Genomic DNA, 14,929 nt, shown 5'->3' with positions numbered 1-14,929 from the left:
TCGGTGGTCTACTCGGCGAGGCCGGTCTCGCCGATGAGCTCGGCCATGGTTCGCACCACGTGCACCCGCTCCTGGAGGGAGCCGGCGAACGGCGAGATCGTCAGGGTCGACACGCCGGCCTCGGCGTAGCGTACGAGGCGATCCCTGACCCGGTCACGCGGGCCGATCAACGCGGTCCGGTCGATCAGCTCGAGCGGCACCGCCGCCGCGGCGTCCCGGTGCTGCCGCGCGAGGTACAGGTCCTGCACCTTCGCGGCCGCCTCCTCGTAGCCCATCCGCACGGCGAGCTGGTTGTAGAAGTTCTTCTCCCGCGAGCCCATGCCGCCGATGTACAGCGCCGTGTAGTGCCGCAGCGGCTCCGCGGCCGCCTCGAGGTCGTCGCCGAGCACCACCGGCACGGTGGGCACGATGTCGTAGCCGGCCAGCGGGTCGGCCTCGGTGCCCTTGCCCGCCTTCGCCGCGCCGGCGCGCAGCGGCTCGAGCAGCTCCTTGGCGTTCTCCGGGCTGAAGAAGATCGCCAGCCAGCCGTCGGCGATCTCGCCGGCCAGCTCGAGGTTCTTCGGCCCGACCGCCGCGAGGTAGACCGGGATCTGCTCACGGACCGGGTGCACGGTCAGCTTCAGGGCCTTGCCGGGCCCGTCCGGCAGCGGCAGCGTGTAGTGCTTGCCGTCGTAGCGCACCGTCTCGCGCCGCAGGGCCATCCGGACGATGTCGACGTACTCGCGCGTCCGCCCCAGTGGGGCGTCGAAGCGCACGCCGTGCCACCCCTCGCTCACCTGGGGGCCGGACACACCCAGGCCGAGCCGGAACCGGCCACCGGAGAGGGTGTCCAGCGTCGCGGCCGTCATCGCGGTCATCGCCGGCGTGCGCGCCGGGATCTGCATCACCGCGGCACCGAGGTCGATCCGCTCGGTCTGGGCCCCTACCCAGGCCAGCACCGTGGGGGTGTCCGAGCCGTAGGCCTCCGCCACCCAGGCCACCGAGTAGCCCAGCCGGTCCGCCTCCTTGGCGAGTGCGATGTTGTCGGCGTCGTTGCCGGCGCCCCAGTAGCCAAGGTTCAGACCGAGTTTCATGGCCGGGAGGCTATCGGCGGGGCTCCACCGTGGGGAGGGGGCGGCGTGGATACAGTCCGAGACATGCACCACAGGAGGATGGGCCGGTCGGGGTTGTCGGTGTCGCGCCTGGCGCTCGGCACGATGACGTGGGGCCGCGAGACGGCCCCCGACGAGGCACGCGACCAGCTGGCGGCGTTCCTCGACGCCGGTGGCGACCTCGTCGACACCGCCCACGGGTATGCCGATGGGCTCAGTGAGCAGGCCCTCGGCAGCTTCCTGGGCGACCTGGTCGAGCGCGAGGACCTCGCGATCTGCACCAAGGCGGGCATCTCCCGGCGCTCGGGCGAACGGGTCGTGGACACCTCCCGCCGGGCCCTCATGAACCAGCTGGACACGTCGCTGGAACGACTCGGCACCCACTACGTCGACCTGTGGCTGGTCCACGCCTGGAGCGCGGACACCCCGCTCGAGGAGACGCTGTCGGCACTGGAGTGGGCCGTGACCAGCGGTCGCGCCCGCTACGTGGGCGTCTCCAACTACTCCGGGTGGCAGAGCGCCCGCGCGGCCACGCTGATGTCCGCACGCTCGATCCCGTTGGTGGCCAACGAGGTCGAGTACTCCCTGCTGAGCCGCAGGGTCGAGGAGGAGGTGGGTCCGGCCGCCGAGGCGCTGGGCCTCGGCCTCCTGCCGTGGTCCCCGCTGGCCCGGGGCGTGCTGACCGGCAAGTACCGCCACGGCATACCGGCGGACTCGCGGGCGGCCTCACGCGACTACCCCGGCTTCACCAGCCGGTTCCTCGGCGAACGGACCGCCCAGGTGGTTGACGCCCTGGTCATCGCGGCGCGCGGGCTGGAGGTGTCACCGGCCGAGGTGGCCCTGGCGTGGGTGCGCGACCGGCCCGGGGTCGTGGCGCCGGTCGTCGGGGCGCGCACGCTGCAGCAGCTGCGCACGGCCCTGGCCAGCGAGTCGTTGTCGCTGCCGCCGGAGCTCGTCCAGGCGCTGGACGACGTGTCGTCCTGAGCCGGCCGGCTCAGCGCGCCGGCGTCTCCTCGTAGTCGGAGTCGTCCAGGCCGAGGTAGACCCCGCCGTCGCCGTCCTCGTCGTCGTGGTCGTCGAGCTCGTCGTCGTCCTCGTCGAGGTCCTCGTCATCGAAGGGCCCGCTGTAGATCTCCAGGGGGGTCACCTCGCCGTAGGCGTCGAGGAGGGCGTCGTCGTAGTCGTCGAAGGCGTCCGCCAGGTCCTGGTAGGCCGCGACCACCGTCGGGTCATTCTCACCCCGCCGCGAGGCGGAGGCCTCCAGATGGCGCTCGAGGGCGGCCACGAACGTGGCAAGGGCGGCGCGCGGATCGGCGGTCATGCCTTGAAGGTATCGGGTTCTGGGCCAGAATGGGCAGGGTGGTCGAGTACGAGTGGCGCGTCCTGAGCTTCCCCCGCGACATGTCCCGCGGGGACGTCCGCCGTGTCATCACCGAGCACGCCGAGTACGGCCACTGGGAGCTGTCCCGGATGCGGCTCTACCTCGGCGGCGCGCGCCGGGCGTGGTTGCGCCGTCGCATCATCCGGGCCCAGCGCACCGCCTAGACCCCACGGCCGGTCGGGAGCCGGCCCCCACCGGTGCCCTGGCACGGCGCACCGGGTGGCCCTCCCCCACGGGGGCCACCCGGTGGCGTCAAGCGCTGCGGGGGTCAGACCAGTCGCACCGCCGTCGTGGCGGCGCGGCGGGCCCGGGCGACCAGCGTCGCGCCCGAGGCAAGCAGGGCCGAGGCCAGCATCAGGAAGAGCGAGACCTGCGTGCCGGTGAAGGGCAGGCTGCCCCCCAGCGAGGGGACGTCGCTGGCGGCCGAGCTGAAGCCGCCGGTGCCCGTGCCGGTGCTGCCGGACGCGCCGCCGGAGCCACCGTTGTCACCGCCGGTCCCACCCGTGCCACCGCCGGACCCGCCACCGTTGCCACCGCCGTTGCCACCGCCGTTGCTGTCCGTGGGGCACGGCACGATCAGCTGGTCGAGCGGCAGGCCCGCGTTGGTCAGCGAGGTGATCAGGTCCTGGTCGAGCACCACCACCGTGCTCTCGACGGGGACCACCGAGGTGGTCAGCCGGGCGCAGGCCCCCACGAGGCTGCCGGCCGTGGCACCAGCGGTGGCCACCGTGTCGGAGCCGGTCCCGGGGGTGCCGGCGCCGTTGCCCGTGCCGGAGCCTGCGCCCGTGCCGGCCGGGCACGCGTTCACGACGCCCGGAAGCGTCTGCTGCAGGGGGGTGCCCACGTCGGCGCCGAGGGCGGTCAGGTCGACGTTGGCCAGGGCCGTGCCGGTGCCGGTGGCCTGGACACAGGCCGTGGTCAGCGGGTCGGCGTCGACGGCCACCGCCGCCAGCTTGGCCGCAGCGCCGCTGGTGTTGAGGACCGACAGCGGCGTGCCCGCGGTCGCCTGACCCACCTGATCGAGCGCGCCCTTGACCCCGACGCTGGCCTGCTTGAGCCCGTCCACGAGCGGGGCGGGCGCCGGCGCCGCGCTCACCGGCGGCAGCGGAGAGGCGGGCGGCGTGGGTGCCTGCTTGAGGATGGGCAGGTTGAGGTCGACCTTGACCGGCAACAGCGTCGTCGACGAGGACGGGGCGGTTGCCGGTAGCGATGGTGCCGGCAGGGCCGGTGCCGACGGCAACGGCAGCGGCAGCCCGTCCGCCTGGGCACCTCCCGCCAGGGCGAGTGCCGACCCACCCGCCAGGACCACTGCCGCGGCGCCGCGGAGCATCGTGTTGTTGAGACGACCATTCATCGTGTCCATCCCCCATTTCCCTGCGTTGGCCGCGCACTGTGCGCGGACGTCCGGTGCTGGGGTCAACGAGGGGTGGGTACGTCAGGTGACGTACCCCACAGGGTGACGGGGGCCGCTACACGCAGTGACGACTCAGCAGTCGGCCAGCAGCCGCTGCAGCACCCGCGCCCCGAAGCGCAGCGAGTCCAGCGGCACGCGCTCGTCGATGCCGTGGAACATCGGGGCGAAGTCGAGGTCGGCCGGCAGCCGCAGCGGCGCGAACCCGTAGCCGGTGACGCCCAGACGGCTCAGGGCCTTGTTGTCCGTCCCGCCCGAGAGGCAGTACGGCAGGATCGCCGCGCCCGGGTCCTCGGCGAGCAGCGCCCGCTTCATCCGGTCGACCAGCGCCCCCTCGAACGGCGCGTCCAGGGCGATGTCCCGGTGCACGACCTCCACCTCGACGTGCTCGCCGGCAAGCTCGCGGATGACCGACATCAGGTCGTCCTCGTGGCCGGGCAGGAAGCGGCAGTCCAGCGAGGCCGTGGCGCCCTGCGGGATGACGTTGTGCTTGTAGCCCCCGTCGAGCATGGTGAAGTTCGCCGTGTCCTGCAGCGTGCCCTGGACGAAGCCCCGGGCCCCGCCGAGGTGGACGAGCAGTTCCTCAGGCGACCGGTCGTCATACGGCGTGCCGGTGAGCTCGCTGAGGCCGTCGAGCAGGGCGCGGACCGAGGCGATGTACTCCCGCGGCCAGACATGCGCGTCGATCCGGGCGATGGCCTGCGCCAGCCGCACGACGGCGTTCTCGCCGTTGGGCACCGACCCGTGGCCGGCGCGGCCGTGCGCGCGCAGCCGCAGCCAGGCGATGCCCTTCTCGGCGGTCTGCAGCAGGTAGGCGCGGGTCGGCTGGCCGGTGCCCTTCGCCGGGAAGGTGACGCTGTAGCCGCCGACCTCGCTGATCGCCTCGGAGACGCCCTCGAAGACCTCCGGGTGGTGGTCGACGACCCAGTGGCTGCCCTTGACCCCACCGGCCTCCTCGTCGGCGAAGAAGGCGAACACCAGGTCCCGCGGCGGCCGGGTGCCGGTGCGGGCGAGGTGGCGCAGGTTGGCCAGCACCATCGCGTCCATGTCCTTCATGTCGACCGCCCCGCGACCCCAGAGGCAGCCGTCGCGGACCTCGGCGGAGAAGGGGTCCACCTGCCAGTCCTCGGCGTTGGCCGGGACCACGTCGAGGTGGCCGTGGACGGCCAGGCCCGGACGGGAGGAGTCCCGCCCCTCGACCCGCACCAGGACGCTGGCCCGCCCCGGCTCGCTCTCGACGTACAGGGGGTCCAGGCCGACCTCGGTGAGCTGGCCCATGACGTACTCGGCGGCCTTGCGCTCCCCCGGCCTGCTGCCGTCGCCGTAGTTGGTCGAGTCGATGCGGATGAGGTCCTGGCAGATCCGCACGACCTCGTCCTCGGGGGCGACGGACGTGGCGCGAGCATCGTTGGAGGTCATGGGCTCCACCCTATTCGGGGGCCGGGTGGCGGGTTCGGAGATGCCCCTCGTTGCGTGCTATCGTTCCGACCCGTTGGAACGCCGCAGGGCGCACCGACACTCACCCTCGTCCGGGTGGCGGAATGGCAGACGCGCTAGCTTGAGGTGCTAGTGCCCTTTATCGGGCGTGGGGGTTCAAGTCCCCCTCCGGACACCACACCAGAAGGCCCCGGTCGCACTGCGGCCGGGGCCTTCCGCGTCCCGACCCACCGGCCCGCCAACCGGGAAGGGTCCCGGGACGTCTCAGGGGTGAGCAGCCCTGCGCTCCCGGCGCTGACCGCGGCTGCGACGCACGAGCCACCCGGTCCCCACCGGCCCGGGGGCGAAAGGAGCCGACCACCATGCGCAGACCACCGTTGGCCCTCACCGGAGCCGTCGCCCTGCTCGCCCTGGCGGGCTGCGGCACGACCACGACGCCCCAAGCCCTCCCGCCATCACCGCGCAGCACGACCGCCGAGCCGTCCTCGCCCTCCCCAGCCTCGCCGACCGGCGGCTCCCCCACCAGCGCCCCGGGCGCCGCGACCCCGACGGGCGAGGGCGCCTGCACCACGGCGCAGCTGCGGCTGGTCGCCGGGCGGGTCGAGGGCACCGCCGGCAGCTTCTACGCCACGTTCTTCCTGCGCAACGGCGGCGCCCACGCGTGCTCCCTGCGGGGCTACCCCGGGTTCGCCCTGCTGTCTGCGGACGGCGCGGTCATCCAGCACCCCGCGACCCGCACCGGCCAGGCGTACCGCACGGTGCTCGTGCGACCGGGGCAGGCGGGCGCCTTCGTGGTGCGGACGGTCGACGCGACCATCCCCGGCACCGGCTGCAACCCGGCCTGGAGGACGGCCACCGTGCAGGTCTACCCGCCTGGACAGCGCAGCCCGCTGCGCCAGCCCAGCCACCTGCAGGCGTGCAACCTGACGGTGGGACCGGTCACCGCCAGCGGGCCCGCCGACTGAGGCACGCCCGGCATCTCACCCCCTCCGGGTGAGGCCGGGCAGGGTCCGGCCGGTGATGCTCGGGGCATGACCGGACCGGTGCCTGACCCGATCGCCTTCGGCCCACAGGTCTGCGCCGACCTCGGGCAGGGCGCCGAACGCGAGTGGCTGCTCGCCGACGGCCTGGGCGGCTATGCCATGGGCACGGCCAGCGGCCTGCGCACCAGGCGCTACCACGGGCTGCTCACGGTGGCTACCGCCCTGCCGGCGCGGATGCTCGCCCTCGCCTCGCTGGACCCGGTGCTGCTGCTGCCCGCCGGACCGGTCCGGCTCGCGGTGCACGAGTGGCGCGGCGGAGCCATCTCGCCCGCCGGACACGTCCTGCTGGAGTCCTTCGACCTCGAGGACGGCGTGCCGCGGTGGCGCTGGCGGGTCGGTGAGACCGTGCTGGAGCGCGAGGTGGCGATGCGCCACGGGGCGGCGTCGGTCGCCGTCGTGCACCGGCTGCTGGCCGGTCCACCGGTCCGTCTGGCCGTGGAGCCGCTGTGCACCTGGCGGGACAGCCACGGGGAGCGCTTCGGCGACGGCTCGCTGGAGATGGTGCAGGTCGCCGACGGGTTCGAGCTCGCGGGGGCCTACCGGGTCCGGGGGCCGGGCTTCGAGCCGGACGGCCGCTGGTTCCGCGGGGTGCACGCCAGGGCCGAGGCCGCGCGGGGGCTCGGACCCGACGAGGACCTGTGGTGTGCCGGCCGCTTCGCCGCCGACCTGGTGCCGGGGCAGGCCCTGCAGGTGGACGCGTGGGCGACCCGCACCGGCGCGCCCGCCGCTCCCCCGACCCCGGAGCAGGTCGTCCTGGAGGCCCGCGAGAGGTCCCGCCGGCTGGTCGCGAGCGCCGCGGCGCCGGACGGTGTGGCCGCCCGCCTCGTCCTGGCCGCCGACGGGTTCGTCGTGGACGTCACCGGGCACCCCGAGGTGGTCGCCGGCTACCCGTGGTTCGGTGCGTGGTCGCGGGACACGATGACCTCCTACGAGGGGCTGTTCCTGGCCACCGGGCGGGCCGCGGAGGGCGAGGCGCTGCTGCGCCACTACGCCGGCACCGTATCCGAGGGCATGCTCGCCAACACCGCGGACACCGGGACGCTGGAGTACAACACCGCCGACGCGACGCTGTGGTTCGTCCATGCCCTGGGGCGCCACCACGAGGTGACCGGCGACGGGGACCTGGCGGCGGCGCTAGTGCCGGTGGTCGATGCCGTAGTGGCGGCGCACCGGGACGGGACCCGCTACGGCATCGGGGTCGACACCGCGGACGGGCTGTTGCGCCAGGGCGCGGAGGGCTTCGCGCTGACGTGGATGGACGCCCGGGTGGACGGGCGACCGATCACCCAGCGGGCCGGGAAGGCGGTGGAGCTCAATGCCCTGTGGGTGCGCGCCCTGGCCGTGGCCGGACGCCTGCGTCGTCTCACCCGCCGACCCTCCGGTGACGTCGATGCGCTGGCGCGGCAGGCCTGCTCGTCGTTCGCGCGCCGGTTCCCGCGCGAGGGTGGTGCGCTGTTCGACGTGGTCGACGGGCCTTCCGGGGACGACCCGTCGCTGCGGCCCAACATGCTGCTCGCCGTCTCCCTGCCCGACGCCCCGCTCCGCGACGCCGCGGTGGTGCATGCCGCGGCACCGCTGCTCACGCCGCTCGGCCTGCGCAGCCTGGCCCGGGGCGCACCGGACTACCGGGGGCGGCACCGCGGCGGTCCCGCCGAAAGGGACAGCGCCTACCACCAGGGCACCGTCTGGCCGTGGCTGCTCGGGCCGTATGTCGAGGCGGCCCGGCGGACGGGCGCACCTGTCGGCGACCCGCTCGGCGGGCTGGTGCGCCACCTCGCGGAGTGGGGGCTCGGCTCGGTCTCGGAGACCGGCGACGGCGACGCCCCGCACGGCGGCACCGGCTGCCCGTTCCAGGCCTGGTCGGTCGCCGAGGCCCTCCGCGCCTGGCGGATGACCCACGACGCGTGACGAAGGAGAGCCCCATGGCCGAGCAGCAGCACCCGGTGACCGCCGAGCACGCCCGGCTGGCCGCCGCCCACGACGAGGGCGGCCAGGACTGGGCCGCCTGGGGGCCCTACCTCAGCGAGCGAGCCTGGGGCACCGTCCGGGAGGACTACAGCGCCACCGGTGAGGCGTGGGACTTCCTGCCCCACGACGCGGCACGCTCCAAGGCCTACCGCTGGAACGAGGACGGCCTCGCCGGCGTCTGCGACCGCGGCCAGACGTGGTGCCTGGCGCTGGCGCTGTGGAACGGGGTCGACCCCATCCTCAAGGAACGGGCCTTCGGCCTGGCCGGGCCGGAGGGCAACCACGGCGAGGACGCCAAGGAGTACTGGTGGTACCTCGACTCCACCCCCACACACTCGTGGATGCGGTGGCGCTACCACTACCCCCAGCGCAAGTTCCCCTACACCGATCTGGTGCAGCAGAACCGCGGCCGCGGCAAGGACGACCCGGAGTACGGGCTGGTCGACACCGGTGTCTTCGACGAGGGCCGGTTCTGGGCGGTGACGGTGGACTATGCCAAGGCGGGGCCGACCGACCTGTGCCTGCGCGTGACCGTGCGCAACCACGGCCCGGACGAGGCGGCGCTGCACGTGCTGCCGACCCTGTGGTTCCGCAACACCTGGGCATGGGGGCGAGACGACTACCGGCCCGAGATCCGCGCGGAGGACCACCGGCTGGTGGCCGTCCACCACGACAGCGGCCCACTCGTCCTCGCCGGTGACGGCTCCCCCGAGGTGCTGGCGTGCGAGAACGAGACCAACTTCGAGCGGCTGTACGGCGTCGCCAACACCACGCCCTGGCCCAAGGACGGGATCAGCGACCGGGTCGTGTCCGGAGCCGCGAGCGTCAACCCCGAGGGCGTGGGCACCAAGGCCGCGCTGCACTACACGGTGACCGTGCCCGCGGGCGGGTCGCGCGAGATACGGCTGCGGCTGTCCCGTCCGTCCGGGGAGCCGGACCTCGGCGGCGGGTTCGCGTGGACGATGCAGGCCCGCGAGGAGGAGGCGGACGAGTACTACCGGGCGCTGACGCCGGCCGGGACGTCCGCGGACGAGGCCCTGGTGCTGCGCCAGGCGCTGGCCGGCCTGCTGTGGAGCAAGCAGTACTACGCCTACGACGTGCGGCAGTGGCTCGACGGGGACCCGGCCGGCCCACCGCCACCGCCGCAGCGCCAGCAGGGGCGCAACAGCAGGTGGAAGCACGTCGCGAACGCCGACGTCATCTCGATGCCCGACACGTGGGAGTACCCGTGGTATGCCGCGTGGGACCTGGCCTTCCACACCGCGGTCCTGGCCCACGTCGATCCGCGCTTCGCCAAGAACCAGCTGCTGCTGATGACCACCGAGCGCTACATGCACCCGAACGGCCAGCTCCCCGCCTACGAGTGGGCCTTCGGCGACGTCAACCCGCCCGTGCACGCCTGGGCGGCCCTGGAGGTGTTCCGCATCGACGGCGGCACCGACACCGACTTCCTCGAGCGCATCTTCCACAAGCTCATCGCCAACTTCACGTGGTGGCTCAACTGCAAGGACCCCGACGGCAACAACCTCTTCGAGGGCGGCTTCCTCGGCCTGGACAACATCGGCCTGTTCGACCGCTCGGCGCCGATGCCGTCGGGCGTGCACCTGGAGCAGGCGGACAGCACCGCGTGGATGGTGATGTATGCCCTGGACATGTTCCGCATGGCGATGGTGCTCGCCGAGCACGACCCGACCTATGAGGACATGGCGATCAAGTTTGCCCGCCACGCGATCACGATCACCGTCACCGCCAACCAGCAGGGGCTGTGGGACGAGGAGGACGGGTTCTACTACGACCGGCTGCGCACCGACGACGGCCGGGTGCTGGAGCTGAAGGTCCGCTCGATGGTCGGGGTGGTGCCGCTGTTCGCCGTGGCCGTGGTCGGCGAGCGACGCCTTTCCCAGCTGCGCCGCCTCGTCCTCACGTGGGCACGCGAGCACGCCCCCGAGCTGGTCGAGGTGGTCGAGACCGACGAGCGCCGGCACGTGCTGTCCCTCATCCGGCCGGACCGCCTCGTGCGGGTGCTGGGCACGGTGCTCGACGAGGAGCAGTTCCTCTCCCCCTACGGCCTGCGCTCCATGTCGGCGTGGCACCGCGACCACCCTCTGCACGTGCAGCTGCGCGGGACCGACTTCTCCGTCGACTACGAGCCCGGGGAGTCGCACACGGTGATGTTCGGCGGCAACTCCAACTGGCGCGGGCCGGTGTGGTTCCCGCTCAACTACCTGGCCGTCCAGGCGCTGCGCACCTACGAGCAGGAGTACGGCGCGCGGCTGACCGTCGAGCATCCCGCCGGGTCGGGACGGCATTGCCGGCTGGGCGAGGTCGCCGACGACCTCAGCGCTCGGCTGGTCTCCATCTTCTGCGAGGACGCCGGCGGCCGGCGGCCGGTGTTCGGCGACTGCGAGCTGTTCCAGACCGACCCCGCCTGGCACGACCTCATCCCCTTCTACGAGTACTTCCACGGGGACACCGGAGCGGGCCTGGGCGCCGGGCACCAGACCGGGTGGACCGCCCTGGTGGCCAACCTCATCCTCCAGCGCGGGGACCGGGCCACCGCGCCGAGACCGGCGGATGTCCCCCGCGCGGAGCCCGTCGCCCGCCGGTGAGCGTCGGGGCCGGCGGAGTCGGTGGGGCCGGCGGGCGCGTCCCGCCGTCCCGTCACGGACCACGCGCCCGCGGGACCGCGGTGCTGGCCCTGGTCCTCGGCCTGGTGGTGGCCGCGGTGGTGGTGCACGCCACCAACGTGGCGTTCTCGGTCGTCGGCCTGAGCCCGGCCTGGGCGATCGCGGTGCTCGCCGGCAGCCTGCTGGGCAGCGCCGTCAACGTGCCCGTGCTCTCCCTCGTGGCCGAACCGGAGGACGCCGGGCCAGGGCGGGTCGACGTCGTCCGGGGCGGCATGGTCTGGACCCTGTGGCTGGACCGGCCCCGGCGCATCACCGTCGCGGTCAACGTCGGCGGGGCCATCATCCCCAGCGCGGTCTCGGTCTACCTGCTGGTGCGCACCGGGCTGTGGTGGGGTGGGCTGTTCGTCGTGGCGCTGGTGGCGCTGGTGGTGCACCGCTACGCCACGCCCGTGCGCCGGGTGGGCATCGTGGTGCCGATGATCCTGCCGGCGCTCACCGCTGCCGCTGCCGCGCTGGCGGTCGCCGGCCGCGCCGACGCGCCGGTGCTCGCCTACGTCGGTGGCACCCTGGGCACGCTCGTCGGTGCCGACCTGACCAACCTCGCGGCGGTACGCCGGATGCCCGCCTCGCGGGTCTCGATCGGCGGGGGTGGGACCTTCGACGGGGTGTTCGTCTCAGGGGTGCTCGCGGTGCTGCTGGCCGCCCTGAGGTGAGGCACGGCATACCTGCGTCGCGCACGCCCCGCCCGGGGACCTTTGGCACTCCGGCAGATCTGCACGGCCGCCCTACGCTCGCCGTGAGGGGGTCACTAGCGTCCGGACCCAGGGCACCCGCCCCGGGACGGAGCCGGAGAGGGAGGAACGATGCTTCACGCCGCAGCCGAATGGGGGACCGGGCAAGTGTTCTGGTCCATGTTCTGGTTCTTCATGTTCTTCATCTGGATCTGGCTGCTGATCGTCATCTTCGGTGACATCTTCCGCAGCGACGACCTCTCCGGCTGGGGCAAGGCGCTGTGGGTCATCTTCGTCATCGTCCTGCCCTACCTCGGCGTCTTCGTCTACCTCATCGCCCGCGGGCACAAGATGCAGGAGCACGCCCAGGAGACCGCGGCCCGCAGCCGGGGCTACCAGGCGCCCGCCGCGGCCGCACCGGCCCACAACGGCAGCACCGCCGAGGAGATCAGCCGCCTGGCCGACCTGCGCGACCGCGGTGTCATCAGCGAGGCGGAGTTCCAGCAGGCCAAGGCCCGCGCGCTCACCTGAGCCGCCCGACCCGCACCGGGCCCGTCCCTGCAGGGGGACGGGCCCGGTGTGTAACGTCGAGGGCCGGGCCAGGGGGCCGGATACGCGTCGCGCCGCCTCCTGCGGCCCGTGACCAGCGATCCCCAGCCGTGCTTGGAGGTATGCCGCTGTGCACCTTCCGACCCACCCCCTGACCGTCTCCTCCCGCCCGGACCTGCGCCGTGCCGGGTCCGCCGCCGCCCTGGCGGTCGTCGGCTTCGCAGTCCTCGCCACGTTCAGCAGCCCGCACTCGCCCCAGCTCGGCGCCAAGCTGCTGGCCTTCGGCGGGGCCACGCTGTTCGCCGTCGTGGCGGCGGTGGCCGTGCGCAGCGGTGCCAACGAAGTGGCGCGGGTGACCGCGCTGCGCGCCGGGCCCGGCACCGCGTCCAACCTGCGCCTGGGCCTGACCATGGCGGGCTACGTCATCGTCGCCTCGGCCACGCTGAGCCTGCTGCAGGTGCCCATCGAGAAGCTGCTGCTCTCCGGCGCCATCACCGGTGTCGTCATCGGCATCGCCGCCCAACAGGCCCTGGCCAACCTCTTCGCCGGTCTGGTGCTGCTGACCTCCCGGCCCTTCGACGTCGGCCAGTGGGTCGTGCTGCGCTCGGGCGCGCTCGGGGGCGAGTACACCGGCGAGGTCGTCGGCGTGGGGCTGACCTACACCGAGCTGCTCACCGACGAGGGACGCTTCTCCCTGCCCAACGCCGGGGTCCTCGCCGCGGCCAGCGGTCCGCGGCAGCGCCCCGCCGGCGCCCGCCCGGCGCACCGCGGTGCCCCGCCGCGTCTGTCCGAGGCGTCCCGCTCCTCCTGACACCCAGGTTTCAGCCCGACGACGCCGGGCGTTCACCCGCGTCGACGGCGCGGGCGGCAGGGTCTGGGGCACCCGCCGACGAGGAGGAGTGCCATGCCCGCCCGCCGCCTGATCGCCCTGACCGCACTCGCCCTGGCCGGCACCCTCGCCGGTGCCGCCCCGTCGTTCGCCGGGACCCCCGCGCCCGACCGGGAGCGGGAGCGCTCGTTCGCCGTCATCGGGGACGTCCCCTACGGCGCGGACCAGGTCGCGGCGTTCCCCCGCTGGGTGGACCAGATCAACGCCGCCGACCCCGCCCTGACCTTCCACGTGGGCGACATCAAGAACGGCTCGACCCGCTGCGACGAGCCGTACTACCGGACGATCCGGGCCGACTTCGACCGCTTCGAGAACCCCCTCGTCTACACCCCCGGGGACAACGAGTGGACCGACTGCCACCGCGAGAACAACGGCGGCTACGCGCCGCTGGACCGCCTCGCCCTGGACCGTCAGGTCTTCTTCGACCACCCCGGTACGACGCTGGGCCGGCACCCGGCGCGCGTCACCTCCTCGGCCGGGGCCGGGTTCCCCGAGAACGTCCGGCTGCGCCGGAGCGACGTCGACTTCGCTGTGGTGCACGTCGTCGGCAGCAACGACGACCTGCAGCCGTGGAGCGGCCTGGGCCAGAGCACGGCGACCCGGGACCAGGTTGCCGAGGAGCAGGCCCGGATGGCCGACAGCATCGCGGTCGTCCGCGAGGCCTTCGCGCAGGCCCGCCGGCGCCACGACCGGGCCGTCGTGGTGATGCAGCAGGCCGACATGTTCGACCCCACCTACACGCCCGCATGGACGGACATCTCGGCCTTCCAGCCGCTGGTGCAGGCGCTCACGGACGAGGCGTCACGTTTCGCCGGCCCGGTCTACCTGTTCAACGGCGACAGCCATGTCTTCCACACCGACCGGCCGCTGGCCGCAGGGTCCCCGTGGCTGGCAACGTATGGCGTGCGCGGCAGCGCCGACAACCTCCAGCGGGTCACGGTCGACGGGTCGAGCAACAACACCGACTGGCTGCGGGTCACGGTCACCCGGCCGGGCACGGCCGACGTGCTGCGCTGGGAGCGGATCCCCTACACCGGCTGAAGGTCGGCCGGTGCGAGCCAGGCTGACCGACGAGACGAGGAGACATGACCCAGACGCCCTCCCTCGACTCACTGGTCCGCACCCGCGAGTCGCTGCACCAGGTCGCCGAGCACGTCCTCGCGGCTGCCCGCAAGCGGCAGACCGGCCACTTCACCCTGCGCGCGAGCCCGGGCGGCTTCTGCACCCCTCCCCTGGAGGACGGGCGCGTCATCGCGGTCGACCACACCGACCTCACCGTCACCGACGCCGGCACCGTGCACCGGGCCCCGCTCACCACCGTGCGGGCCGCCGCCGACCTCGCGGGCATCACGGCCGGCTTCCCCACGACGCACGGCTGGGCGACCCCGCTGGAGCCGGACGCCCGCCTGACCGTCGACCCGGCCGCAGCGGACACCCTGGCCGCCTGGTTCGCCCTCGGGCAGCAGGCGCTGGAGGCACTCGTGGCCGAGCTCTCCGACGAGCACCCCAGCGAACCGAGCCTCTTCCCGGAGCACTTCGACCTCGGGATGACCGCGGGCGAGGTCAACTACGGTGTCTCCCCGGGCGACGCCAGCATCGCCGAACCGTACGTCTACGTCGGACCGTTCGCCGGGCCGCCGGGGCAGGACGAGTACTGGAACGCGCCGTTCGGGGCCTACCGGACCCGCGCGCAGGTGACCACCAGCGACGACGCCCTGGCCTTCTTCCGCGACGGCCGCCGACGACTGCGCACGGGAGCCTGACACCCGGCACACATGCTGACCCGGCTGCCCGGGCGGCTG

General features: G+C 73.6%; 14 protein-coding genes and 1 tRNA gene. 11 read left to right on the top strand and 4 right to left on the bottom strand.

Features of this window, described 5'->3' with window-relative positions; translation table 11 throughout:
• Positions 1 to 8: 8 nt before the first annotated feature.
• Positions 9 to 1,073 carry an LLM class F420-dependent oxidoreductase gene (locus ACXVGS_RS00240; protein WP_458527890.1) on the bottom strand — a complete coding sequence of 355 codons (1,065 nt, stop codon included), beginning with the start codon at positions 1,071 to 1,073 and terminating at the stop codon, positions 9 to 11.
• A 63-nt stretch (positions 1,074 to 1,136) separates the two neighbouring features.
• On the opposite strand from ACXVGS_RS00240, the gene ACXVGS_RS00235 reads away from it, so the two are divergent.
• Positions 1,137 to 2,075, top strand: coding sequence for an aldo/keto reductase (locus tag ACXVGS_RS00235; RefSeq protein WP_458527891.1), 939 nt, complete (start codon positions 1,137 to 1,139; stop codon positions 2,073 to 2,075).
• A gap of 10 nt (positions 2,076 to 2,085) precedes the next feature.
• Here ACXVGS_RS00235 and ACXVGS_RS00230 read toward each other — a convergent pair whose 3' ends face one another.
• Positions 2,086 to 2,412, bottom strand: coding sequence for a primosomal protein (locus ACXVGS_RS00230; RefSeq protein WP_141788191.1), 327 nt, complete (start codon positions 2,410 to 2,412; stop codon positions 2,086 to 2,088).
• Between the two features lie 29 nt (positions 2,413 to 2,441).
• Between ACXVGS_RS00230 and ACXVGS_RS00225 the strand changes: the two genes are divergently transcribed.
• Entirely contained in the window at positions 2,442 to 2,636 is a 195-nt protein-coding gene (locus ACXVGS_RS00225; protein ID WP_331114678.1) for a DUF5703 family protein, read from the top strand.
• A gap of 104 nt (positions 2,637 to 2,740) precedes the next feature.
• Here the strand turns inward: ACXVGS_RS00225 and ACXVGS_RS00220 are convergent, their stop codons facing one another.
• On the bottom strand, positions 2,741 to 3,826 hold the full coding sequence (locus ACXVGS_RS00220) for a hypothetical protein (protein WP_458534253.1): 1,086 nt from the start codon (positions 3,824 to 3,826) through the stop codon (positions 2,741 to 2,743).
• Positions 3,827 to 3,958: 132 nt separating this feature from the next.
• Positions 3,959 to 5,302 (bottom strand): M20/M25/M40 family metallo-hydrolase, encoded by a 1,344-nt coding sequence (locus ACXVGS_RS00215; RefSeq protein WP_458536499.1) that lies wholly within the window; start codon positions 5,300 to 5,302, stop codon positions 3,959 to 3,961.
• A gap of 108 nt (positions 5,303 to 5,410) precedes the next feature.
• Between ACXVGS_RS00215 and ACXVGS_RS00210 the strand changes: the two genes are divergently transcribed.
• From ACXVGS_RS00210 to ACXVGS_RS00170, 9 genes are all read left to right on the top strand, one after another.
• Positions 5,411 to 5,498 (top strand) — tRNA-Leu (locus ACXVGS_RS00210).
• Positions 5,499 to 5,682: 184 nt separating this feature from the next.
• Positions 5,683 to 6,285, top strand: coding sequence for a DUF4232 domain-containing protein (locus ACXVGS_RS00205; RefSeq protein ID WP_458527894.1), 603 nt, complete (start codon positions 5,683 to 5,685; stop codon positions 6,283 to 6,285).
• A 66-nt stretch (positions 6,286 to 6,351) separates the two neighbouring features.
• Positions 6,352 to 8,271: an amylo-alpha-1,6-glucosidase gene (locus ACXVGS_RS00200; protein ID WP_458531283.1), complete on the top strand. Its 1,920-nt coding sequence runs from the start codon at positions 6,352 to 6,354 to the stop codon at positions 8,269 to 8,271.
• 14 nt (positions 8,272 to 8,285) lie between these two features.
• A complete protein-coding gene (locus ACXVGS_RS00195; protein ID WP_458536498.1) occupies positions 8,286 to 10,940 on the top strand; it encodes an MGH1-like glycoside hydrolase domain-containing protein in 2,655 nt (884 codons plus the stop codon).
• 80 nt (positions 10,941 to 11,020) lie between these two features.
• A complete protein-coding gene (locus tag ACXVGS_RS00190) occupies positions 11,021 to 11,671 on the top strand; it encodes a DUF1614 domain-containing protein (protein ID WP_458527897.1) in 651 nt (216 codons plus the stop codon).
• A 198-nt stretch (positions 11,672 to 11,869) separates the two neighbouring features.
• Positions 11,870 to 12,220, top strand: coding sequence for an SHOCT domain-containing protein (locus ACXVGS_RS00185; protein WP_458527898.1), 351 nt, complete (start codon positions 11,870 to 11,872; stop codon positions 12,218 to 12,220).
• Positions 12,221 to 12,368: 148 nt separating this feature from the next.
• Positions 12,369 to 13,049, top strand: a complete 681-nt coding sequence (locus tag ACXVGS_RS00180; RefSeq protein WP_458531281.1) for a mechanosensitive ion channel family protein — start codon at positions 12,369 to 12,371, stop codon at positions 13,047 to 13,049.
• Between the two features lie 93 nt (positions 13,050 to 13,142).
• Positions 13,143 to 14,168, top strand: a complete 1,026-nt coding sequence (locus tag ACXVGS_RS00175; protein ID WP_458527900.1) for a hypothetical protein — start codon at positions 13,143 to 13,145, stop codon at positions 14,166 to 14,168.
• 44 nt (positions 14,169 to 14,212) lie between these two features.
• A complete protein-coding gene (locus ACXVGS_RS00170; RefSeq protein WP_458536497.1) occupies positions 14,213 to 14,890 on the top strand; it encodes a hypothetical protein in 678 nt (225 codons plus the stop codon).
• Positions 14,891 to 14,929 lie beyond the last annotated feature (39 nt).

Source organism: Oryzihumus sp. (genome assembly GCF_054325275.1).
This window is presented reverse-complemented; position numbering and strand designations above follow the sequence as displayed.